The following is a 25,342-nucleotide window of genomic DNA, read 5'->3' as shown; positions in this document are numbered from 1 at the left end:
AGTGTTCTACTAAAAAATCAGGCAGCATAAATTTTAAAAGGTCTATAGGAGTCATCTCAAATTCTTAGATTACAAAGTTCTTATTTTATTTTGACATTCCTCCCCAGGTTTTGTTCTTGATCCAAAATTTTACCGCAAAGAGTGCAAAGGGTTACACAAAGTTTAATGAATAGCTTTGCGAACCTTTGTGTTTTTTTGTCTTTGTGTGCTTTGCGTTTAAAATGGATTCTAAAGATTCAAAGGGATAAAGATTGTCTTATACAAAAAAGATTTAACTGCAAAGAGCGCAAAGGGTTATGCAGAGGTTCATAAAGTTTAATAAATAGTTTAGTGAACCTTTTTATTTTTTTCTTTGTAGAAGTAAAGTTTTACTTTATATTTGCACTCGCTAAGCAAAAATGGTGGTTGTAGCTCAGTTGGTTAGAGCATCGGTTTGTGGTACCGAGGGTCGCCGGTTCGAACCCGGTCATCCACCCAGAAATTTAAAGCCTTGAAGAAATTCAAGGCTTTTTTTGTGCGTTTAGTTTTTTTTAAAGGTTCAAAGGGGTGAGGAAGATGCAGAGGTACAAAGGTTTTTGTAGAGAACTCAAAAGAATAGCAAAGTTTAATAAATAGCTTTGTGAATCTTTGCGTTTTTTTCTTTGTGTGCTTTGCGTTTAAAAAGAACATCTTCGTCGGAAAGGCAAGTTTATGGGTAAACAAGCTTCGGAGAAAGAGAGTTTTGTAGAAAGATAACATTGCATAAAAAAAGCAGCTATTTTTCAATAACTGCTTTAAGTCGCTTGTTTCTCTAGAGAAAAAATCTTTTATCTAATTTCTGCAAAAGTATCACCTTGATTGATGTCACCAGATTTAAACCCTTTCATAAACCAAAATTTGCGTTGTTCTGATGTTCCGTGTGTAAAAGAGTCCGGAACAACTCGTCCTTGCATTTTGCTTTGTATTGCATCGTCTCCAACTGCATTTGCTGCGCTTAAAGCTTCATCAATATCGTCGGGATCTAAATTTGCCTGATTGTAATGCGCCCAAACTCCTGCATAAAAGTCAGCTTGAAGTTCTAATGCTACAGATAGTTTATTAGCTTGAGCTTCGCTTTTGCCTTCTTGGGCTTTACGCATTTTTGCCGATGTGCCTAGTAATGTTTGTATGTGATGCCCAATTTCGTGCGCTATAACGTATGCAATAGCAAAGTCCCCACCTTTGGCACCAAATCTTGTTTTTAGTTCCTCAAAAAAGGCTAAATCCATATATACTTTTTGATCTCCGGGACAATAAAAAGGTCCTGATGCCGATGTAGCTCCACCGCAAGCAGTTTCTACAGATCCTCTAAAAAGTACTAGTTTTGGATTTTTATATGTCATTCCGTTTTCCGAAAATATTTTGCCCCATATATCTTCATTATCGGCGAGATTTACTTTAACAAAGTTGCCCATTTCTTCATCTTCTTTACTTAATGGAGCGGCAGCTTCGGTTTGGTTTGATTGAGAACCTTGCATTTGTTCTAAAACTGGAGTTATTAATTGCGCATTTTCGCCTCCAAAAACATTTACTAGTAAAATTATAATTCCGATGATTCCACCTCCCACAAGAGTTTTTCCACCTCCCGACATTCCTCTTCTATCTTCAACGTTATCGCTCTGTCTTCTGCCTTGCCATTTCATAATTATATGGTTTTAATGTTTTTATTCGAAATTATATGTACACGAATTTATTGATATTTTTTGAAATAGTAGCTTTTATCTTCTATTTCTTTACTATTTAGGAAATCGATTTAATTATAGCTTTCTCGATGCTGCCTTTAATAATTGGTTTAGATATATAACCAGTCATTCCGGCATTGATGCAATTTTGCTTTTCATCTTTTTCCGCACCAGCAGTTACTGCGATTATAGGGGTTTTTTTACCTGATTTTAATTTACGTATTGCTTTTGTAGCTTCATATCCATTCATGACAGGCATTTGTATGTCCATAAAAATAATGTCTGGATTAATTACTTTGTGTAATCTAACGGCTTCTTCACCGTTTTCGGCATCGTAAATAATAGCATTTACAAATAGGTTTTTTATAGTGGCTCTAAGTAATAATCTATTCACGTTATTATCCTCTACAACAAGGAACTTTATTTCTCTAGTGAGTAGGTCTTTGTTTAAAGTAGAAGTACTATTGCTGTTTTCGGTCTCATTTATGAAAAGATAAGGCACATATGTATCGCAACTTTTTATATCTAAATCAAAATAAAAAGTACTTCCAATATTTAGTTTGCTTTCTAGTTTTAAATGGCTGTCCATTAAACTAAGTAGTTTATTAGAAATGGTCAATCCTAATCCTGTACCTCCAAATTTGCGGGTGGTCGAGCTGTCTTCTTGTGAAAACGCTTGAAAAATTCGTTTTTTATTTTCTTCAAGAATCCCAATGCCAGTATCAGAAACCGAAAAGCGTATTGTGTATGTATCGTTAATCTTATCGAGTACAGACACATTTAGTGTTATAGTTCCTTTCTCGGTAAATTTAACGGCATTTGCTAGTAAGTTAATCAGGATTTGTTTTATTCGGAGTACGTCAATCCAAAAGCAATTTGGTACATCTTCGTTTATGTTTAATTCTAATGTAAGTTTCTTGAGATTAGATTCGTATAATATTAAATCGACTACTTGATTGAGTATTTCTCTAATATCATATTTATCGATATTTAGTTCTAATTTTCCAGCTTCTATTTTAGAAAAATCAAGAATATCATTTATAATATTTAGCAATGATTGAGCCGATTGATTAACGGTAATCATATATTTTTGCTGAATTTCCTGAAGATTAGTTTTCATCAATAAATTTGTAAAACCAATAATTCCGTTTAAAGGTGTTCGGATTTCATGAGACATATTTGCCAGGAAATCTGATTTTGATTTATTTGCAGCTTCTGCTAATTGCTTTGCTTTTATAGCATCTTCAGTTTCTTTTTTGCTTGTAATATCAAAATAAATTCCACCAACAAAATCAATTGTATTTCCTTTTTTAATTACATCACCAAATTCTTCTACCCAAATGTATTCGCCAGATTTTCTTTGTATTCTGTAAACACAATGTATTGGTATTCCTCTTTTTAAATCATTTATTTGGTTTTTAATGATGTTTTCTTTGTCCTCTGGATGCATTAAGGAAATAAAGGATAATCTGTTTTCGAGAAACTCAGTTTTTGGATATCCGGTTAAATTCTCGATTTCATCGTTTAGGAATACTTTGGAGCCTAATTCATCAAATTTGGATAAATAAACTGTACCAGGAATATTATTAGCGATTAGCTTAAATTTTTCTTCACTTTCGTGAATTCTAGCTTCATTTCTGTTTCTTTCTAAGGTCGAAGAAACGTTATTAGCAAGCGATTGTAAAATATAAATTTCGTCTTCAGACCATTTTTTTTCATTTGTACAATCATCAAATCCTATAAAGCCAGTAAAATCGTCATTAATATATAACGGAAGTATCAAGATTGATTTGATTTCATTGGCTATTAATAGCTCTTTAAAAAACGAATCTTTAAGTTTTCTGGTTAGTGTATTTAAGATTTTTTTGCTTTGAGCCTGATTGAATATCTCATGTAAATTATCGGAGGTAAAACCTCGTAATTCGGTGATTTGCTTAGTAATTCCTTCTCTTGCCCATTTGTATTTCTGACTTACAAGATGGGTGTCATTATTTTTTTCATAATAAAACATATGATCCACCTTTGTAGCTTTTCCTATTATTTCAAAGGTTTCTTCAAACATTTTAGAAGTGCTTTTGCTTAGTAAAAACTTTTCGGTACATAAAGCAAGTGCGGATAATAGCTGACTTTTGAATTCTAATTTTTTCTCGGTCATTAACCTCATTTGCGAAGAAATTGCTAATGAAATAATATCCGAAATGGTTCGGGCAAAATTGATGTCTTCATTATCCCAAATCCGTTTGGTTTTGGTAGATTCAAAACAAAGAATACCTGTTAGTTGTCCATTCGTAAAAATAGGAACATCTAGCATCGATTTAATATCGTTTATTAAGAAAGCTTCTTTTGTAAATTCTGATATTTCTAAATGATTAAAAACATCTGGAGCATTGATGATGGTTTTGTTTTTTATTGAGTTAAAATAGATAGGGTATAATTCTCTTTTTAAAATCTTTTTTTTCTCTAGTTTGTGATTGTCTACGCTAAATAAATTAGTACAAGTAATTATATCTTCAGTATATTTCCAATGGCTAACCCGATTGGCTTTAGAAACAATTGCGGCTTCTTTTATGATCAGTTCTACAACACTATCTATGTCATCGTAATTACTGAAGTTTGTGGTCGATAATTTTTTGGAGACAGTATTGTAATCTTCAATTTTTTCATGCCTGATCTTATTCTCGTTTTCAATATTTTTTAATTTTGTAATATCTCTGGCAATACCTGAATAACCAATTATTTGGCCTGCATCATTTTTACGGATAATTACTTTTAGGGAAACCCATAATTCTTCGCTATTTTTTTTCAATAACGGAATTTCTATAGCAGGAAAATCATTTTCCTTTTTCTTTAAGTTTTCTTCCAGATTTTCATAAAAATTCACCGTATTTATGGTGTAATCAACGTGAATGAATTCTGAATAATTATGAGAAATAATTTCTGACTCTGAATATCCTAATGATGAAATTGCAAATTCATTGATGAAAGTAAAGTTACCGTCATCATCGGCTTCAAAAATTAAATCGGTAGCGGTCTGGATTAGATTTTTATATAAATCTTTAGTGTTTATTTGCTCCGTTATATCTTGTCCTATACTAATTATTAGGTCCTCTGAGAATTTTTTATCTTTCCATTGAATGTATTTATATTCTCCGTTTTTACATTTTAATTTACGGATGTAGAGTTTGTTGTCGATATAAGTTAAATGGTAATCTTCGCCAATAAACTCGGGATCTTCTGTAAGATTCCAGAATCCAATTCCCATAACTGCTTCGGGTGAATATCCTAAAATATCGATTATAGTTTCACTACAAAATAAGATTTCTCCTTTGCGATTACTGGCAATTGTAAGAGAGTTTCCTTTATGTACTATTTCGTTAGAAAACCGAAATTTGTCGTTTTCGTTTAATAAAACAGCATATTTTACGTAGTTGACAACAAATACAATAAGAGAAAAATTAATTAAAATTACAGATGTTTTTAAAGGAATAGAATGTGAAATAGTAACATCAACTAAAAACAAAAATAATAAGGCTGTAAAAAACCAATATAATTTTATAGGTTTTAAAATAGTATACGAAAAGTAATAGGCTACGACAAAACTAATTATTGGGGTTATATCATTAGGAAGAGAAATGATATTGCGTAATATATAACCAAAGAATAGTAAAAATAATACAATGAAGATAAATTGTACTTTTTTACGTAAGTATTTAACTTTACTAGTTATAAAGTAGAATAATAAAAAGAAAAGACCAATCGAGGTATTAATGATAAGTAAGCTTTTTGGTCTAATTTTAAATAGCTCATTAACAATCTCCATTACAATAATGGTAATCCCAAAAAACAAAAAATAAAGAAGATACTCTTTATCAGTAGTATCATTTTCTTTCTCTTTTTCGATAAAATTACCTAATTGCTTTTTTATATTAAAAAAATGATAACCTAAAAAAATAATAAAACCCAATAAAGCCAGTCCTAGTGCAGGAAATTTAGGATTATTGTAAGAAACAATCCATTGGAGGTTTACGTCGCTAAATAACAATAAATTATGGGCCAAGCCTGTTAGGTTTGGCCATGAGGATATCATTGTTATAAAACTACAGTAAAATACCATAGATTTTTGGTTAATTTAGGTTTAATTAAATAGATTCCTGGAGAAATTATTATATCAATTCTATCTGTTATAAAAATGTTTTTGGTCCTGATTTAGATTCTTCAATTTCGTCTAATGCATCTACACCGATAATTGCGCAATAAATTGCATAGGTCATAGAATAAATAAAAGGAAGGGTAAAAACTACCCCAATACAGCATCCTATAAATCCTACCATTGCTGCGATTCCGGCAACAATTAATAACCCAATAAGAATTAGAGGTTGTTTTGAAACAAGCATAAAGCTAGTTTTAATAGCATTAATGGCATTAAAATTTCCAAAGACAATTAATGGAATTGTTAGGTAAGTAAAAAGCGAAATTAGTAATGAAATTACTGTTCCATAAATTGATAGATTTATCATTTCTGTCGCTATTGATATGGCGATACTTATAACCGATATAATAAAAGTAGCTCCTATAATGTTTGTTAAGTATGGTAATTTGTAGTAATAAAAAATTGTAGCAAAATTAAATTCTTTGTCTTTATCTGCACAATCGGCCATTTTTAAAAACCCAGCAGTAAAGGGAGCAATAAATACAGCCAATAAAATCATAGATGTCATATATATTATAAGGAAATTTCCAGATAATTTTAAATGTTGTAAGTTTTCTATAGATTCTTTTGTTAGACTTCCGATTCCAAATAAAGAAATCACAATACTCGAACCGAAAATAGCAAGTACAAAGTAAAAAATAAGAAGAATAGACCCTGCGTAAAGCGCTATTTTTTTATAATTTTCGAAAGCATGATTAAATACATTTGAAAAGTCTAATTGATAACCAATTTTGTTGATTTCTTCTATTCGTTGTTGCGTACGATTCATAATTTTTGAAAGTAGTTATTCGTTATATTTTGGATTTTTTTTAGATTATCTTTTTATAAAATATCAGAAGTAAATATAGTATATTTTTTAAGTCGGCAAAGTTAAAATCGGGTTTTTAGCAAAATGATTTAACGCAATTATCTGATTTAGTTACGGAAAATAATTTTGATTAATTGATTGTTTAAACTAAGATAAATTTAGATCCAGTCTAATAATTTTTTTATAGTCGCTAATTTATCTTTATATGGTGCATATCGCATTGGTAAATCGAGCCAGTTGGCTTTTTTTACAATGCTTTTATGATGAGAGAAAGTATCAAAACTTAATTTGCCATGATAGGCTCCTAAGCCACTATGACCAACACCTCCAAACGGAAGCCTGTTATTTGAAAAATGAACAACGGTATCATTAATGCATCCTCCGCCAAATGAGTAACGTGTAATTATTCTTTTTGTAAAATTCTGGTTGTCACTAAAAACATATAAGGCAAGAGGTTTTTCGTATTGCTCGATAATGTTTTTTATATCAGCTTCGGTTTTGTAAGCAAGTATAGGTAATAATGGCCCGAAAATTTCTTCTTGCATAATATTACTTTCCATACCTGGTTCGTCGATAAGAGTTGGTGCGATATAAAGTTTTTTCGCATCGGTATGTCCTCCAAAAACCACTTTGCCAGGTTCGATCATGCTATCTAATCGTACCCAGTTTTTGGTATTTATAATTCTGGCAAAATCTGGTGATTCTTCGGGATTTGCGCCGTAAGCTTTATTAATTTCATCTTTTAGATATCCTATAAAATGAGTTTTCATATCTTTATGAATCAAGATGTAATCGGGGGCTATACAGGTTTGTCCTGCATTTATAAATTTTCCCCAAACGATTCTTTTTGCAGCTAGTTTTAAATTAGCAGTTTCATCTATAATACATGGGTTTTTTCCGCCAAGCTCCAGCGTAACAGGAGTAAGGTGTTCTGCAGCGGCTTTTGCAACAATTTTCCCAACGGCTACACTTCCTGTAAAGAATATATAATCCCAGCGTTTCTCTAAAAGTTTTTGCGAAACATCAACTCCTCCTTGTACCACTTCGACATGATTAATGTGAAATGTTTTCTGGATGATTTCGGTTATAATTTCGGCAGTTTTAGGAGTAAGTTCTGATGGTTTTAAAATGACTTTGTTTCCTGCTGCTACAGCTGATATTAATGGACATAAAGCTAGTTGAAAAGGATAATTCCAAGGAGCAAGAATTAATACTTTTCCGTAAGGTTCTTTGTAAATATAATCGGTAGAAGGAAAGTTAAGTATCGATGGGAAAACACGTTGTGGTTTTGCCCAGCGATAAATATTTTTAATGGTATCTTTTAATTCCGAAATAACATAATTGGTTTCGGTTAGAACGGCTTCAAAAGCAGGTTTTTTGAAATCATCATACAAAGCTTTAATGATTAAATCTTCGCTTTTTTGTATGTTGAACAATAGTTTTTTAAGCGTCTCTTTTCTGTAACCGATGTCATTTTTATAGTCCATTTTAAAATCTGCTTAGTTTTTACTATGCAAGTTAATTTTAAAATTTTAAATAAAAGTGATTTTTATCCAAAAATCATATAGCATTCCATATCACTTCATCTGGAGTAGGAGCAATAATGGTAAGTGGTTCTTTGGTTACAGGATGTATAAAGGTTAATTTTCGGGCATGAAGATGTATTCCTCCATCGGGATTACTTCGGTCAAAACCATATTTTAAATCTCCTTTTATAGGTGATCCAATAGCTGATAGTTGTGCTCTAATCTGGTGGTGTCTTCCTGTATGTAAATTAATTTCGAGGGCTACGTAATTCTGAAGTTCCTTAAAAACAGTATAATCTAAGCTTGCCAATTTACTATCAGGAACTTCTTTTAAATGCGCTTTTGAAGTATTGTTTTTCTCGTTTCTTTTTAGAAAATGAACCAATTTGGCGCTTGTTTCTACAGGTTTGTTCTTTACAACTGCCCAATAGGTTTTTTGAGTTTCGCGATTACTAAACAATTCGTTCATACGCGTTAATGCTTTGCTTGTTCTGGCAAAAACTACAATTCCAGTTGTAGGACGGTCCAATCGATGAATTACACCTAAAAATACGTCACCAGGTTTATTGTATTTGTCTTTTATGTATTCTTTTACAACATCCGATAATGGTTTATCGCCTGTTTTGTCACCTTGTACAATATCGCCTACGCGTTTGTTTACAACAATAATATGGTTGTCTTCGTGTAGAACCTGGAGATTATCTTTATTGGAAATGATTTTCATAGTTTATTTTTGGAGTTCCTAAGTGGCTAAGTTTCTAAGATGCTAAGAAGAAACCTTAGAACCTTATTTCCTTAGCATTTTAGAACCTTAAAGAAGTTTGGCTAAAGCCTGATTAACTTAAAATATTCCTCCTGCTTTAGCAGGAGGCTATTCAATTTTAAAACCTTTGAACCTTTGTTGCTTAGAACCTTAGTGCCTTAAAAAATTAATATTGCTCACCAGAGTTAGGGAAATCTCCAGATTTTACGTCATCAACATATTGGCTAATTGCAGTAGTCATTCCTTCGTATAAATTCATGTAACGTCTTAAGAAACGTGGACTAAACTCATTGTTCATTCCTAACATATCGTGAATTACAAGAACCTGACCATCTACCTGACCACCAGCACCGATTCCGATTACAGGAATAGAGATGCTTTCGGCAACTTTTTGAGCTAAATGTGCAGGGATTTTTTCAAGAACTAAAGCAAAACAACCAATTTTTTCTAGCAATTTTGCATCTTCAATTAGTTTTTCGGCTTCGTCTTCTTCTTTGGCACGAACGGTATATGTACCGAATTTATATATTGATTGTGGTGTTAAACCCAAATGTCCCATAACTGGAATTCCTGCGTTTAATATTTTTTTAATTGATTCTTTAATTTCTTTTCCACCTTCTAATTTTACTGCGTGACCACCGCTTTCTTTCATGATTCTGATAGCAGAACGCAATGCTTCTTTAGGGTCTGATTGGTAACTTCCGAAAGGTAAATCAACAACAACCAAAGCTCTTTCGATAGCTCTTACTACAGACGACGCATGATAAATCATTTGGTCTAAAGTAATTGGTAAGGTAGTTTCGTGACCAGCCATTACATTCGAAGCTGAGTCTCCTACAAGGATTACATCGATTCCGGCAGTATCAACAATTTTGGCCATTGTATAATCGTAAGCCGTAAGCATTGAGATTTTTTGCCCATTGGCTTTCATCTCAATTAATGATTTGGTAGTAATTCTTTTGTAATCTTTTTTTGCTACAGACATTGTAATCTATGATTTAGTACCGATAGAATCGGGATTGATTTATATTTTGAATCTGTAAAAGTAATAAAATGAATTTTTTTAAAATGAATTTTGGTAGGGAATATAAAAAATGAGAAGTAAAATTAATTGAGAAGAGTATATGTACTAAATTATAAATTGCCTCCTGCATTAGCAGAAGTCAATTTAAAACTTAAAGTAACTGAAAGTATTTCTGCGTTATCGTTGTGTTGATATTTTAGGGTCTGAGCAATCTGTTTTGTTTCTAGCCCTGATGGGAACGGCATCCTTTTATGGCTTTTTTTGCCATAAAAGATATAGTGTACAGCGGGATTAGCTCCTAAATAAAAGGGTAGATTATTTTATGCTAAAAAAGTATTTGGAAGTATTTAATTGACAAATGGGTAAAATAACTAATTTTGAAAAACTAATTCACAAATCCCCATTTTGAAAAATATTCTTATTATTGACGACGAAGAAAAATTACGCCATCTTCTCGCCAGAATTATACGCTCGGAAGGTTTCGAAGTTTTTGAAGCAGCAGATTTAAAATCGGGTTTCAAAAAGTTAGAACACAATGATATTGATGCTGTGTTGTGTGATGTAAAACTTCCTGATGGAAATGGTGTTGATTTTCTTCAGAAAATAAAAGCGGCTTTCCCGTTTACAGAAGTTATCTTATTGACGGCTTTCGGTAAAATTTCTGATGGTGTTCAAGCCATGAAAAATGGCGCTTTTGATTATATCGTAAAAGGTGATGATAATGATAAAATTATCCCGCTTTTATACAAAGCTTTGGAAAAAGTACAATTGCAAAAGAAAGTTAAACAACTTGAAAAGCGAATCTCTGATAAATACTCATTTGATAATATTATAGGAAAATCTAAAGGGCTTGAGCAGGTTATCGATTTGGCTCAAAGGGTTTCTAAAACAGATTCGACTGTGCTTTTGATGGGAGAAACCGGAACTGGTAAAGAGGTTTTTGCTCAGGCAATTCACGAAAACAGTAATAGAGTTGGTAAGTCGTTTGTGGCTTTAAACTGCAGCACTTTTAGTAAAGAAATTCTGGAAAGCGAATTGTTTGGACACAAACAAGGTGCTTTTACGGGAGCTATTAAAGATAAAAAAGGATATATTGAGGAGGCTAATGGTGGTACTTTATTTCTGGATGAGATAGGAGAGATGCCATTAGAACTGCAAGCTAAGTTATTACGTGTTCTGGAAACAAGCGAATACATTCAGCTTGGAGATACGAAGCCAAGAAAATCGAATTTTAGATTAATTGCAGCTACCAATCGAGATTTAAAGGTAGAAAGTGAAGAACACCGTTTTCGTTCGGATTTATATTTCAGGTTGAATATTTTTGAAATTAAAATTCCGCCTTTGCGAGAAAGGGTTAAGGATATTTCGCCGTTGGCACATTATTACGTAAAGCAATTTTCTGAAAAAATAAATAAGAAAGCTTTATCTATTGATGAAGGGTTTATGCAAAAAATGGAATCGTACCAATGGCCAGGAAACGTTAGAGAATTAAAGAACGTTATTGAGCGTTCGGTTATTCTGGTAAATGGCGATGTTTTAACTCAAGATGTTTTACCTTATGAAATGCAACACCAAGTAGTTAAAACAAATAAAAGTGTATCGGCATTCTCTATGCAAAGTGTAGAAAAATTGCATATTCAGAAGGTATTTAATTATACTAAGGGTAATAAAGCCGAAACGGCACGATTACTCGAAATAGGGATTGCAACCCTTTATCGAAAATTAGACGAATACAATATTCAATAATAATTTTAAATTCCAATTTAAAAGCTTCATCGGAGGGATACATATTTTGATTACGAAACGTTTGTCTACTAATTTTTAATTTTTCTATAAATATATTGTCCCAATGGGACTCAAAACTAAAAAATTAAAATCCTTATCATTTCAATAAAAGCCTATCATTTTGATAGGCTTTTTTTATGCCTGAATTTTAAGTAAATTTGATAAGGTGTTAGTTTATAGTGTATTGGGTTAAAAGTTTTTTTTTGGAATGTATTTTGGCATAAGGGAGGAAGAACAAAAAAAATCATTCTTATGAAAAATCAAGTCACCACGATTTATAAGCAAGCTGAACGGTTTGCCGAAATCACTAAGACAGCAATCATTAGCGGGAATATTGTCAGAGCAAAAAAATGTCTGGCGCTTGCCGAGCGATTATATACTACAGGGAGTTACGAAACTAAAAGTGCCATTTCGAACGTATACGTTTTCTCGGTTTCTTCTTTCATGGAATTACGGCATTGTACGATTTCGGATTTATTTCCAAAATCGTTGAAGGCTGAATATATAAAGCAAATTAATGCGTCGGGTGTCTAGGAAAGACTGATAGAGCCAAGAGAATAGGGTTAAGAGAATAGAGCCAAGAGAATAGAAACAAGATGTTAGGAGGTAGAAGAAAGACTAAAGTTGTTTTTTGAAATCTATTATCTATAAATGTTTAATCTATAATCTTTAAGTCTTGCCTCTTGTTTCTCCTCATCTTTAAATCTTGCCTCTTGCTTCTCCTAGTCTAGTTTCTTCTAATCTCGGAGTCTAAAAAATAATAATCCAATAATCTAAATAAATCAAAACCTATGTTAATCACTATTCTTTTACTCGCACTGGCAGTTTTGCTCTTTGCGATTTGTTTTAAATCTGTCGAATTTTTTGAAAAAATTTAAATCATGACTGCACTATTTATTATTGCCCTTGCCGTTTTCGGCTATTTGGTTTACGTATTAATCAAACCCGAAAAATTTTAATGATGTTAAAAGTTATAAGTGAGATGTTAGATGTTATACGTCGGTCTCCTTTTACAAATCACATCTGACATTTTACTAAAATTTAAAAAATTATGAACACAGAATTATTTGGCGTCATCAGTATTTTTATCATTACGATAGTTTTAGCCATTCCTTTGGGAAAATATATTGCTAAAGTTTATTTGGGTGATAAAACATTACTTGACCCGATTTTCAATCCAATTGAAAAACTTATTTTTAAAATCAGTGGAATCAATTCCACCGAAGAAATGAACTGGAAGCAACACTTAAAAGCACTTTTAAGTATAAACATGGTTTGGTTCTTTCTTTGCTTCTTTATCTTATTGTTTCAAGGGTCGCTATTTTTAAACCCCGACAACAATCCATCGATGAGTCCAGATTTGGCATTTAATACTGCCATTTCATTTATAGTAAACTGTAATTTACAGCATTATTCGGGCGAAAGCGGTGTGTCTTATTTATCACAAATGTTCTTGATGTTCTTGCAATTTGTTTCGGCTGGTGTCGGAATGGCTGCTGCAGCAATGGTTTTTACTGCAATGAAAGAAAGATCTACAGATAAATTAGGTAACTTTTATAACTATTTTATCAAAAGTTGTACTCGCGTTTTATTACCATTAGCTGCTATTGTAGCTACTGCTTTGGTATTTAGCGGTTCACCAATGACTTTTGAAGGTAAAGATGCTATCACTACTTTACAAGGTGATAATGTGGAGGTTTCTCGCGGACCTGCTGCAGCATTTATTGCCATAAAACATATAGGTACAAATGGAGGAGGTTTTTTTGGAGCTAACTCAGCACATCCATTAGAAAACCCTACTTATTTTTCTAATGCTGTCGAATTATGGGCTCAATTAATTATTCCGTTTGGGATGATTTTTGCCCTAGGTTTTTATCTAAAGAAAAGAAAATTATCATACGTTATTTTTGGCGTTATGACGGTTGGATTCTTATTACTGGTTATCCCAACGGTTATTAGTGAGATTAACGGAAATCCTGCTATCGAAAGAATGGGAATTACCCAGGCAACAGGAGCAATGGAAGGTAAGGAGGTTCGTTTAGGGCCAGCTATTTCGGGTTTCTGGAGTATTGCAACAACGGTAATTTCTACAGGTTCGGTTAATAGTATGCATGATAGCTCGATGCCAGTATCTGGTGCTATGGAATTGCTTGCCATGATGGTTAATGCATTTTATGGTGGTTGTGGTGTTGGTATTCTTAACTTTTATGTTTTCATTATTCTGGCAGTATTTATTTCTGGTTTAATGGTTGGTCGAACACCTGAATTTTTAGGAAAGAAAATTGAAGCTCGGGAAGTTAAAATTGCTGCTTTTGTTGCTATTCTTCATCCTTTATTAATATTATCAGGAACAGCTTTGGCTTCGTATTTTGCTGCACATGATACAGCAATGGGATGGTGGTTTAATGGGAATGCAACAGGTTGGTTAAACAACCCGGGAAATCATGGATTTTCAGAAATGTTATATGAATATACTTCTAGTGCAGCCAATAATGGTTCTGGGTTTGAAGGTTTAGGAGATAATAATCCGTTCTGGAATATTACTACTGGTATTGTGTTGTTGTTGAGTCGTTTTATTCCTATAATCGGGCCATTGGCTATTGCAGGATTATTGGCTAATAAAAAATATATCCCAGAAAGTGCAGGAACTTTAAAAACAGACACTTCTATTTTTGGAGTAATGGTTTTTGCAGTAATTGCAATTATCGCCGCCTTATCATTCTTCCCAGCGTTGGCTTTAGGTCCATTGGCAGAATATTTTACATTAAAATAATATAAAAGAAAATGACTAACAATAAATCCAATTCATTGTTTGAAAGTAAGCAGGTAAAAGATGCCTTAGTGCAATCTTTTGTGAAGCTTAATCCAAAATTGATGATTAAAAATCCGGTAATGTTTACCGTAGAAATTGGGACTGCCATTATGTTTGCTGTTTGTATTTCCATTTTGATGGGAGCAAACGATCAAGGTAGTTTTGCATATAATTTAATTGTGTTTTTAATTTTATTAGCAACTCTTTTGTTTGCCAATTTTGCCGAAGCAATTGCCGAAGCAAGAGGTAAAGCTCAAGCCGATAGTTTAAGAAAAACACGGGAAGAAACACCAGCAAGACAAATCCTTGCTAATGGAGAAATCAAAAATATTAGTTCTTCGGAATTAAAAAAAGGAGATGTTTTCGTTTGTGAAGCTGGGGATTTAATTGCAACTGATGGTGAAATCATCGAAGGTTTGGCAACTATTGACGAAAGTGCGATTACTGGAGAAAGTGCTCCTGTAATTCGTGAAGCCGGTGGAGATAAATCATCGGTAACTGGAGGTACAAAAGTATTGTCGGATAAAATTAAGGTTATCGTAACATCTGAGCCTGGCGAAAGTTTTCTTGATAAAATGATTGCTTTGGTTGAAGGAGCAAGCCGTCAGAAAACACCAAACGAAATTGCATTGACTATTTTGTTGGCTGCATTTACTCTAATCTTCGTGATTGTTTGTGTTACCTTAAAACCATTTGCAGATTATGCTAATGCGCCGATAACAATTGCTGCTTTTATCTCTCTTTTTGTATGTTTAATTCCAACAACAATTGGAGGATTACTTTCAGCAATCGGAATTGCGGGAATGGATAGAGCGTTGCGTGCTAACGTAATTACAAAATCTGGAAAAGCGGTAGAAACTGCTGGTGATATTGATGTATTACTTCTTGATAAAACAGGAACGATTACTATTGGTAACAGAAAAGCTACTAATTTTTATCCTGCTAAAGGTGTTACAGAAAAAGATTTTATAGAATCTGCAGTATTAAGTTCTCTTGCAGATGATACTCCTGAAGGAAAAAGTATTGTAGAGTTGGCTGGTCCAACTGTAGCTCAAAACTTATCTATTGAAGGTGCTACTTTAATCAAATTTACTGCTGAAACCAGAACTAGTGGTGTTGTCTTAAAAGACGGAACTAACATTAGAAAAGGGGCTCAGGATGCTGCAAAAAATATTGCTCTTCAGGCTGGAAATAATTTCCCTGAAGATATTGCTCAAAAAGTAATTGATATTTCGTCTAAAGGTGGGACGCCGTTGGTAGTGGTTAAAAATAACCAAGTACAAGGGGTTATCGAATTGCAGGATATTATTAAAACTGGAATGAAAGAACGTTTTGACCGTTTGAGAAAAATGGGTGTAAAAACGGTAATGGTTACTGGAGATAATCCTCTTACGGCTAAGTTTATTGCTGAAGCTGCTGGTGTTGACGATTTTATTGCCGAAGCTAAACCTGAGGATAAAATGAACTACATTAAAAATGAGCAACAAATGGGTAAACTTGTCGCAATGATGGGTGACGGTACGAATGATGCACCGGCTCTTGCGCAAGCAGATGTAGGTGTTGCAATGAATAGCGGAACTCAAGCTGCTAAGGAAGCCGGAAACATGGTCGATTTAGATAATGACCCAACCAAGTTAATTGAGATTATTGAAATTGGAAAACAGTTGTTGATGACCAGAGGTACACTTACAACATTTTCTATTGCAAATGACGTAGCGAAGTATTTTGCTATTGTTCCTGCACTTTTTATCACTGCGATTCCTGCTTTGCAAGGTTTAAATATCATGCATTTGCATAGTCCTGAGAGTGCGATTTTATCGGCTGTAATCTTTAATGCGATTATTATCCCAATATTGATTCCGCTTGCGTTAAGAGGTGTTGATTATAAACCAATCGGAGCGAGTGCAATCCTTAAAAGAAACTTGTTGATTTATGGTTTAGGAGGATTGATTATTCCTTTTATCGGAATTAAATTAATTGATTTGGTTGTAGCTTTATTTATGTAATCTAAAAAAAGGTTCTGAGATACTAAGTTACTAAGGTTCTAAGGTTTTTTCTTAGCGTCTTAGAAGCTTAGTCTCTTAGAAACTAAAAAAAATAAAAACAATGAAAAATATATTTTCAATAGTAAAATTTACCCTACTTACGGTGGTTCTGTTTGCAGTTATTTATCCTCTGGCAATTTATGGTATTGCTCAGCTTGCACCTAACCAAGGTAAGGGAGAAACTATTTCGGTTAATGGTAAAGTGGTAGGGTATCAAAAAATAGGTCAGAAATTTGATAAATCTAATTATTTCTGGGGACGCCCTTCGGCTGTAGATTATAATGCTGCTGGTAGTGGTGGAAGCAATAAAGGACCAAGTAACGCTGATTATTTAGCGGTGGTTCAAAAAAGAATTGATACTTTTTTAATCGTTCATCCTTATTTAAGAAAATCTGAAATTCCTGCCGATATGGTTACTGCTTCAGGAAGTGGTTTAGACCCAAATATTTCCCCTCAAGGAGCTTTGGTACAGGTAAAACGGGTTGCTAAAGAAAGAAAATTAGCTGAGGATAAAGTTAAGGCTTTGGTTGAATCTAAAATCAATACTCCTAAGGTTATGGGAACTGCAATGGTAAATGTTCTGGAATTGAACATTGCTCTTGACGAACTTTCTAAAAAAGGTTCTTAGGTTTTTATCCTACAAGGTTTTTAAAACCTTGTAGGTATGACATTCAGTAATCAGTACTTAGATACCTAACAGGTTTTTAAAACCTGTTAGGATAACAAAAATACTTGTAAATATGATGATTAATACTAAACCCAACAGTCCCGAAATTTCGGGATAAAAACCTGTTGGCGAGGTTGCTAGTGCCTTGTATGTATGAAAATTTATGGACAAAATATAGATAGACTTGTAGTTGTTTTATCTGAGTTTGCCCTTTATTACCTAACAGGTTTCCAAAACCTGTTAGGATGACTAAAGCCCTTGTTGCCCCAAGTGTTTTAGCCCAGATGGAAGCGGTATCCTTTTTCTGTCCGCCGCGGCGGACAGAAAAAGATATAGCGGACAGCTGGTCCCGAAGTTTCGGGAGCTCCTAAAAAAAACTAATAACAAATAGAATAATTAAGAGAACGAGATTATTTCGTTTCTCGCAATGATAAAATAAAATGAAAAAAATAATACTTACAGCTTTAATAGCTTTCGGATATACAACAATGAATGCTCAGGAAGAATCTAAAAGTCCGTTTACGTTTTCGGGGTATATAGATACTTATTACAGTTATGATTTTGGAAATCCTGATAATCATACTCGCCCAAGTTTTCTTTATAATTATAACAAACACAATGAGGTAAACTTGAATTTAGGTTTGGCAAAAGTGAATTATGCTAAAGACAATGTTCGAGGGAATTTTGCAATTATGGCGGGAACTTATGCCGAATATAATATGGCTGCAGAACAAGGCTTGTTAAAAAATGTTTATGAGGCTAATGTGGGAGTAAAAATCTCAAAAGAGCATAATCTTTGGGTTGATGCGGGAGTTATGCCTTCGCACATTGGTTTTGAAAGTGCAATCGGGAAAGATTGTATGACTTTAACCAGAAGTATTCTTGCTGAGAACTCTCCGTATTATGAGGCGGGTGTTAAGTTAGGATATACATCTAAAAGTGAAAAATGGTATTTGGCAGTAATGTATTTAAATGGCTGGCAACGTATCCAGAAGGTTGAGGGAAATCAGACTCCGGCTTTTGGAACACAGGTTACTTATAAACCAACTTCGGCAGTTACATTAAACTGGAGTACATATGTTGGGAATGAACAACCGGATGTAGATAGAAAATGGAGATACTTTAATGATTTTTACGGACAGTTTAAAGTGTCTGAAAAAGTAAACCTGATTGCAGGTTTTGATATTGGAGTGCAACAAGCTACTAACGGAAGTTCTGATTATGATGTTTGGTATTCGCCAATTGTGGTGGCTCAATATAAACCAACAAATAAAATTATGGTTGCAGCAAGAGGAGAGTATTATCAGGATAAAAAAGGTGTAATCATTGCAACTGATACTCCAAACGGTTTTAAAACGTATGGTTTCTCGGCAAACTTTGATTATTTAGCCGCAGAAAATGTAATATTTAGATTAGAAGCACGAACTTTGAATAGTAAAGATGATATCTTTTTGAAAAATAATGATCCAACAGATAGTAACGTATTTATAACGACTTCTTTGGCAATTACTCTTTAGACTTTAGGCTATAAGCTTTAAGCAATAAGCTTTTTTTAGAGTTTGTATTGCTTAAAGCTTACTGCTTATAGCATAATGCAAATAAAATTATGGATAACGAAAAGGAAAATAATGTTAAGCACTTTCTCGATTTAATTCAGAAATCCCGTAAAGGAAAGTTTAAGGTCTACATTGGCATGAGTGCTGGTGTAGGCAAAACTTTTCGTATGCTACAGGAAGCGCATACATTATTAAAGAATGGAATAGATGTAAAAATCGGATACATAGAAACGCATAACCGTAAGGAAACGCATGAATTGCTGGATGGTTTGCCTGTGATTCCGCGTCGTTCTATTTTTTACAAAGGAAAGCAACTGGAGGAAATGGATGTGCAAGCCATAATTAATTTGCGACCAGAAGTGGTTATTGTAGATGAGTTGGCGCACACAAACATAGAAGGTAGTAAGAATGAAAAGCGCTGGCAAGATGTTCTGGAGATTTTAGAATCTGGAATAAACGTGATTTCGGCAGTTAATATTCAGCATATCGAGAGTTTAAACGAAGATGTAAAACGGATTACCAATGTTGATGTTAAAGAACGGATTCCTGATAATGTATTGCGATTAGCGGATGAGGTTGTAAACATCGATTTGACTTCAGAAGATTTAATTGACCGATTAAAAGAAGGGAAAATCTATACGGAAGATAAAATCCAGACTGCGCTGAATAATTTTTTTAAGTCTGATCAGATTCTACAATTGCGAGAATTGGCTCTTAAAGAAGTAGCGAGTCAGGTGTTGCGAAAAGTAGAAAATGAAGTTCCTAAAACTCAGGCGCTGCGACACGAAAAATTATTGGCATGTATAAGTAGTAATGAACGAACGGCAAAGAATATTATCAGAAAAACGGCTCGATTGGCTAGTTATTATAATAGCGATTGGTATGTTTTGTATGTTCAGTTACCAAGAGAAAGCAGTGATAAAATAGCGCTGGATAAACAACGTCACTTAATTAATAATTTTAAATTGGCGACTCAACTCGGTGCCGAAGTAATTAAAATAGAAAGTACCAATATTACTGATACGATGCTTAAGGTTGTAGAACAAAAAGAAATTACAACGGTTTGTATTGGGAAACCTCATTTTAATTTTTTTAAGGTAATTTTGGCGACATCGATTTTTAGACGTTTATTAACTCGTCTTTCTTTATCGAATGTTGACCTTGTTATTTTGTCTTAGGTATTGAGAGTTGTTAGATAATTGAGAAGCAAGATTTGAGATTTTTGATGTGAAAAGAGTTACCATATAAGTTATGTAAGTTCATTTAAGTTGTTTGAGGAGAGTTACTTTATAGTTTTAAAGTATTTTAGGAAACTTATATTTTCTTAAAAGGCTTATATGTTTAAAAAAGATTAATGTTGTTTGATGTGAAGAGATTAACCATATAAGTTATGTAAGTTCGTTTAAGCTTAGTTTTGGATAGGCTTATATTTTCTTAAATGTCTTATATGTTTAAAAAAAGATTAATCACTTAAGTTATGCAAGTACTTATTAAGCTGTTTAGAAAAGTTAGATACTTGGATAAAAAATAAAATGTTTTGTAAATCATAGGAAATGAAAATTAAAACGAAATTAAACTTGGGCGTGGGATTGTTATTTTTAATGATAATTATCCTTGCATTAGTTAGTGCCTTTTATATTTTTTTGATAAAAGGAGACACCGAAAATATTTTGAAAGCCAATTATAACACATTGGAATATTCTAGAAATATGCTCACTTCGCTTGATGAAATAAGTGGTAATGAAGATAAAGCAATTGTTTTTTTTAAAGACAATTTGAAAAAACAAATTATCAATGTAACCGAAGCTGGTGAAGATAAGGTAACGACTAATTTACAAATGAGTTTTAATAAATTAGAAAATAACTGGGAGGATCAAGCTGTTAAAAGTCAGATTCGTCAGGATATTTTTGCCATTATGAAACTCAATATGAATGCCATAAAACAGAAAAGTGATATTGCCAAGCAAACTGCCGAAACGGCTAATTTTTCGATTGCAATTGTAGGCACACTTTGTTTTTTGATTGCTTTTAATTTACTAATTAATTTGCCTAATAATATTGCAAATCCAATTAAGGAATTGACCGAAAGTATTAAGCAAATTGCGAATAAAAACTATTCAGAACGGGTACATTTTATGAATCATAACGAATTTGGGGATCTAGCAAAATCGTTTAATACAATGGCCGAAAAACTCGAGGAATATCATGATAGTAATTTGTATAAATTATCATTTGAAAAGAAACGACTGGAGACTTTAATAAATAATATGCATGACCCAATTATTGGACTTGATAATCAAGGGAAAGTTTTATTTGTAAATAATGAAGCACTTAAGATTATCGGAATGAAATCGGAGGAAGTAATTGGGGAATTGGCTACAACGCTGGCATTGAAAAATGATTTGATGAAATCTTTAATCATCAATGATCTCGAAAGTACAAAAGCACACCCGATGAAGATTTTTGCCGATGGTAAAGAAAGTTATTTTGATAAAGAGACTGTTAATATTACTATTACGCCAACAGGTGAGGATAAAACGATTAATATTGGCGATGTAATTATTTTACGAAATATTACGCTGTTTAAGGAACTTGATTTTGCCAAAACTAATTTTATTGCAACTGTTTCGCATGAATTAAAAACACCTATATCATCTATTAAATTAAGCCTTCAGTTATTAGAAAAGCCGAACACAGGAAGTATTAATGAGGAGCAAAAACAATTAATAGATAGTATTAAGGATGATAGCCAACGCTTGTTGAAAATTACGGGTGAGTTGCTGGATATGGCACAACTGGAAACAGGTAATATTAAGCTAGATATTGGACAATGTAGTCCGTATAAAATTATAGATTATGCTCTTGAAGCTGTGAAAGTGCAAGCAGAGCAAAAACAAATTGAATTGATTGTTGAAAGCGAACCTAATCTTGCAGATATAAAAGCTGACTCGGAGAAAACAACTTGGGTGATGATTAATTTTTTAACGAACGCTATTAGATACTCTTATGAAAAAAGTAGTATTACAGTTAAACTGAAAAAAGAAAAAAATCAGATTGTTTTTGCAGTAGTCGATACTGGTAAAGGAATCGATAGCCATTATAAATCCAAAGTATTTGATAAGTTTTTCCAGATTCCGGGAAGTCATAAATCAGGAACGGGATTAGGGTTATCTATTAGTAAGGAATTTATCGAAGCACAAAACGGAACAATTGGCGTAGAAAGCGAGTTGGGATTAGGAAGTTCGTTCTGGTTTAAACTTTTGAAAGCGTAGTTTTTAGTGTTCAGTACCAGTTTCAGTTTTCAGTCGCAGTCGCAGTTTTTAGTACCAGTCGCAGTTTACAGTTTTTGATAATTGTAAAGGTATAATTAAAAAAAGTGTTCAGTACAATCTGTAGTTTTTTAAAACTGCGACTGCAACTGAACACTTTTTTTATTGAATACTGAATACTGTGACTGTAAACTAAAACTGAAAACTGCGACTGAATACTAGCAATCCGCCATATTCACGGCAATTGCCAATCCTCCTTCGGAGGTTTCTTTGTATTTAGAGTTCATATCTTTTGCTGTTTGCCACATCGTATCGATTACTTTATCGAGAGGCACTTTTGCATTTTTAGAGTCTGTTTCTAGGGCTAATTCGGCTGCATTGATGGCTTTTATAGCTCCCATTGTATTTCTTTCGATACAAGGTATTTGTACTAATCCACCAATTGGGTCGCAGGTTAATCCTAAGTGATGTTCCATGGCGATTTCGGCAGCCATTAAAACTTGTGCTGGAGTTCCGCCCATTAATTCGCAAAGTGCTGCTGCTGCCATAGATGACGAAACACCTATTTCGGCTTGACAACCACCCATTGCGGCAGAAATTGTAGACCCTTTCTTAAAGATACTTCCTATCTCGCCAGCAACCATCAGGAATTGTTTGATTTCTTTTTCGCCTGCATCATGGTTTTCAATTACCAAATAATACATTAAAACGGCAGGAATTACACCAGCACTACCATTGGTAGGAGCAGTAACTACACGTCCTAAAGCGGCATTTACCTCATTTACGGCAAGTGCAAAACAACTTACCCATTTTAGGATTTGACGAAATTTAACCTCAGTTTTTCTTATTTCTTCTAGCCACGTTTGTGGAGAATTATAGTTGGATAAACCGATGAGGTTTTGGTGCATATCAAATGCTCTACGACGTACATTTAGTCCGCCTGGAAGTATTCCTTCAGAATGGCAACCGATATACATACATTCGAGCATGGTGTTCCAAATACGCATTAATTCGTTATTAATGAATTCTTCAGAACGCATCGATTTTTCATTCTCATAAACAATCTCCGAAATGGATTTGTTTTGAGTAATGGTATATTCTAAAAGTTCTGCTGCGTTTTGTATAGGAAACGGAAATGCACATTTTATCTCCGATTTTATTTTAGCATTTTCGCGTTCTTCTTTTACCACAAATCCACCACCGATAGAGTAGAAGATAGATTCGTATTCGGAATCATCTTTGGCGTAAGCCGTAAATTTTAAACCATTGGCATGAAAAGGCAAGAATTCTTTATTGAAAACAATGTCTTGTAAAAAGAAAAACGGAATGGTTATCTCGTTTCCAAGTATAATTGTATTGGTTTCTTCGATAGATTTGATAATTCCTGCAATGTCGTTTATAGGAATATATTCGGGATCCTGACCGCTTAATCCTAACATAACTGCCAAATCTGTAGCATGACCTTTTCCTGTTAAAGAAAGAGAACCATACAAATCGACTTTGACACGAGTGATTTGAGAAAACAGATTTTCACTTTTTAATTCAGCAAGAAAACGTTCTGCTGCACGCCAAGGTCCAAGGGTGTGTGAACTTGATGGTCCTACACCAATCTTAAGCATATCAAATACCGATATACATTCTTCCATTATACTATAATTTTATTATCACAAAGATAATTGAATAACGCAATGAAATTAAAAGAAAAATTGTTAATGTTGCGTATTTATTAAAATTTGTATTTAATATTAATAATTTGGCAATAAAATAATAATGTAAAAAGTATTGATTATAATTTTTTGATTATCTTAAAATAAGGGTTTTAACAACAACGAGTAGGAAAAATCAGTTAAATAAGAAAGAAAAGATGTTTTTGTCAAACCATTAAGAGATTAAGTAAATTAAGAATTAAAACTTAATATCTTAATGGTTGGAACCTTTAATTTTTAACGAGTTAGAGCTGGTTTCATTTCGGTTGTAACCCCAATTCTGTTCCAGGCATTTATTGTAATAATTGCCATTATAATATTTGATAAATAGTTTTCATCAAATAAACTAGCTGCTTTTTGATAGGTTTCGTCTGAAACTCCTCCATTACTTATTAATGTAATTTCTTCGGTCAAAGCCAAAATTGCTCTTTCTTCTTCAGAGTAAAAATCAACTTCTCTCCAAGCATTCAATAAATAAATGCGTTGTTCGGTTTCGCCATATTTTCGAGCATCTTTTGTATGTAAATCGATACAATAAGCACAACCGTTTATTTGTGATGTTCTAATTTTTATTAATTCGTGATGTGTGTGGGTTAAAGGAGTTGAGTCTAAATAGGTATTCAAATCCAATAATGGTTTTACAGCAGTTGGTTGAGTGTGTGCGATTTTAATTCTCTTGCTCATGATTTCTTTGTTTTTAATTATTAAGCAAAGATATTTATAGGAACCATGAAAAATCTTAAGCTGGTTTAAGAAATGAGATTAAAGTGCGTTTTTTCTTATCTCGCTTAGATATTCCGGAGTAAGATTTAAGTAAGATGCTAGCATATATTGCGGAATTCGTTGCACAAACTCAGGAAATCTGGTAATAAAATGCTGGTAACTTTCTTCTTTTGTAAAGTCGTATAAATACTTCATTCGCAATTGTGCAGCCGAATAAGCTCTATGCAAAACAAGTCGGAAGTAGCGTTCTAGTTGAGGTAATTGGCTAAAAACTTTTTCCTGATTGTGATAATCAAAAACATAAACTTCGGTATTTTCGATTGCCTGAATATAAAACTGTGATGGCGATTGTGTATCAAAACTCATATAATCGGCAATCCACCAGTTTTCGATTGCAAATTGTGTGATTTGCTCCGTTCCTTTATCATTGATAAAAAAGAAACGTAAACAGCCTTTTTCTACAAAATAAAGTGAAGAACATATTTGTCCTTCTTCTAGTAAATAACTTTTCTTTTTTAGGGTAATTGGCTTCATATTAGCCAGAACTAATTGGGTTTGTTCATCGTTTAATTCGACGTACTTTTTTATGTGTTCAATTAGTTTTGGTTGCATTATTGTTTATATAAGTGTTGTAGTTATAAATTCTCGCAAAGACGCCAAGTCGCAAAGAAAGCTAAATTTTAACTTGGCGTCTTTGCGACTTTGCGAGAGAATCTAGAAAATTAAAACATTTTTTTGAAATTAACTG

At 33.2% G+C, this 25,342-nt stretch carries 18 protein-coding genes and 1 tRNA gene; 10 read left to right on the top strand and 9 right to left on the bottom strand.

All coding sequences use genetic code 11. The annotated features are described in order from the left end of the window. The first annotated feature begins 401 nt into the window (after window positions 1–401). A tRNA-His gene (locus SHI72_RS17620) sits at window positions 402–475 on the top strand. 331 nt (window positions 476–806) lie between these two features. Here the strand turns inward: SHI72_RS17620 and SHI72_RS17615 are convergent. From SHI72_RS17615 to panB, 6 genes are all read right to left on the bottom strand, one after another. Further along, the gene (locus SHI72_RS17615; protein ID WP_039117201.1) at window positions 807–1,661 is read right to left on the bottom strand and encodes a neutral zinc metallopeptidase; all 855 of its coding nucleotides are present in this window, start codon (window positions 1,659–1,661) and stop codon (window positions 807–809) included. A gap of 97 nt (window positions 1,662–1,758) precedes the next feature. Further along, the gene (locus tag SHI72_RS17610) at window positions 1,759–5,787 is read right to left on the bottom strand and encodes a PAS domain S-box protein (RefSeq protein WP_323490854.1); all 4,029 of its coding nucleotides are present in this window, start codon (window positions 5,785–5,787) and stop codon (window positions 1,759–1,761) included. Window positions 5,788–5,881: 94 nt separating this feature from the next. After that, window positions 5,882–6,679, bottom strand: coding sequence for a hypothetical protein (locus tag SHI72_RS17605; protein ID WP_323490853.1), 798 nt, complete (start codon window positions 6,677–6,679; stop codon window positions 5,882–5,884). A 197-nt stretch (window positions 6,680–6,876) separates the two neighbouring features. Beyond that, complete coding sequence (locus tag SHI72_RS17600; RefSeq protein ID WP_039116172.1) at window positions 6,877–8,205, bottom strand: aldehyde dehydrogenase; 1,329 nt, start codon at window positions 8,203–8,205, stop codon at window positions 6,877–6,879. Window positions 8,206–8,278: 73 nt separating this feature from the next. After that, window positions 8,279–8,968 carry an RluA family pseudouridine synthase gene (locus SHI72_RS17595; RefSeq protein ID WP_039116171.1) on the bottom strand — a complete coding sequence of 230 codons (690 nt, stop codon included), beginning with the start codon at window positions 8,966–8,968 and terminating at the stop codon, window positions 8,279–8,281. A gap of 205 nt (window positions 8,969–9,173) precedes the next feature. Further along, entirely contained in the window at window positions 9,174–9,992 is an 819-nt protein-coding gene (gene panB, locus SHI72_RS17590; protein WP_039116170.1) for a 3-methyl-2-oxobutanoate hydroxymethyltransferase, read from the bottom strand. 441 nt (window positions 9,993–10,433) lie between these two features. Between panB and SHI72_RS17585 the strand changes: the two genes are divergently transcribed. The 9 genes from SHI72_RS17585 to SHI72_RS17550 all read left to right on the top strand — a co-directional run bounded on the left by SHI72_RS17585 (window position 10,434) and on the right by SHI72_RS17550 (window position 22,168). Beyond that, entirely contained in the window at window positions 10,434–11,777 is a 1,344-nt protein-coding gene (locus SHI72_RS17585; RefSeq protein ID WP_323490858.1) for a sigma-54 dependent transcriptional regulator, read from the top strand. 291 nt (window positions 11,778–12,068) lie between these two features. Beyond that, window positions 12,069–12,350 carry a hypothetical protein gene (locus SHI72_RS17580; RefSeq protein WP_035626556.1) on the top strand — a complete coding sequence of 94 codons (282 nt, stop codon included), beginning with the start codon at window positions 12,069–12,071 and terminating at the stop codon, window positions 12,348–12,350. A 347-nt stretch (window positions 12,351–12,697) separates the two neighbouring features. Next, window positions 12,698–12,775 carry a K(+)-transporting ATPase subunit F gene (gene kdpF, locus SHI72_RS23620; protein ID WP_016362011.1) on the top strand — a complete coding sequence of 26 codons (78 nt, stop codon included), beginning with the start codon at window positions 12,698–12,700 and terminating at the stop codon, window positions 12,773–12,775. A 92-nt stretch (window positions 12,776–12,867) separates the two neighbouring features. Continuing rightward, window positions 12,868–14,589, top strand: a complete 1,722-nt coding sequence (gene kdpA / locus SHI72_RS17575; RefSeq protein ID WP_039117207.1) for a potassium-transporting ATPase subunit KdpA — start codon at window positions 12,868–12,870, stop codon at window positions 14,587–14,589. Window positions 14,590–14,600: 11 nt separating this feature from the next. Continuing rightward, the gene (gene kdpB / locus SHI72_RS17570; RefSeq protein WP_323490852.1) at window positions 14,601–16,634 is read left to right on the top strand and encodes a potassium-transporting ATPase subunit KdpB; all 2,034 of its coding nucleotides are present in this window, start codon (window positions 14,601–14,603) and stop codon (window positions 16,632–16,634) included. A gap of 100 nt (window positions 16,635–16,734) precedes the next feature. Beyond that, window positions 16,735–17,301, top strand: a complete 567-nt coding sequence (locus SHI72_RS17565) for a K(+)-transporting ATPase subunit C (protein WP_039116165.1) — start codon at window positions 16,735–16,737, stop codon at window positions 17,299–17,301. 479 nt (window positions 17,302–17,780) lie between these two features. Next, the gene (locus tag SHI72_RS17560) at window positions 17,781–18,857 is read left to right on the top strand and encodes a porin (RefSeq protein WP_323490851.1); all 1,077 of its coding nucleotides are present in this window, start codon (window positions 17,781–17,783) and stop codon (window positions 18,855–18,857) included. 89 nt (window positions 18,858–18,946) lie between these two features. Then, window positions 18,947–20,074: a histidine kinase gene (locus tag SHI72_RS17555; RefSeq protein ID WP_039116163.1), complete on the top strand. Its 1,128-nt coding sequence runs from the start codon at window positions 18,947–18,949 to the stop codon at window positions 20,072–20,074. 375 nt (window positions 20,075–20,449) lie between these two features. Next, on the top strand, window positions 20,450–22,168 hold the full coding sequence (locus SHI72_RS17550) for an ATP-binding protein (RefSeq protein WP_039117211.1): 1,719 nt from the start codon (window positions 20,450–20,452) through the stop codon (window positions 22,166–22,168). Between the two features lie 215 nt (window positions 22,169–22,383). On the opposite strand, the gene SHI72_RS17545 is transcribed toward SHI72_RS17550, so the two are convergent. From SHI72_RS17545 to SHI72_RS17535, 3 genes are all read right to left on the bottom strand, one after another. Next, window positions 22,384–23,811, bottom strand: coding sequence for an L-serine ammonia-lyase (locus SHI72_RS17545; protein ID WP_086894021.1), 1,428 nt, complete (start codon window positions 23,809–23,811; stop codon window positions 22,384–22,386). 297 nt (window positions 23,812–24,108) lie between these two features. Continuing rightward, on the bottom strand, window positions 24,109–24,555 hold the full coding sequence (locus tag SHI72_RS17540; RefSeq protein WP_323490850.1) for a carboxymuconolactone decarboxylase family protein: 447 nt from the start codon (window positions 24,553–24,555) through the stop codon (window positions 24,109–24,111). 78 nt (window positions 24,556–24,633) lie between these two features. Further along, a complete protein-coding gene (locus SHI72_RS17535) occupies window positions 24,634–25,206 on the bottom strand; it encodes a Crp/Fnr family transcriptional regulator (RefSeq protein ID WP_039116156.1) in 573 nt (190 codons plus the stop codon). Between the last annotated feature and the right edge of the window lie 136 nt (window positions 25,207–25,342).

The organism is Flavobacterium sp. PL02, from assembly GCF_035013205.1.
Lineage (GTDB): Bacteria > Bacteroidota > Bacteroidia > Flavobacteriales > Flavobacteriaceae > Flavobacterium.
Note: the sequence above shows the minus strand (reverse complement) of the source record. Positions and strands in the feature narration are given on the sequence as shown.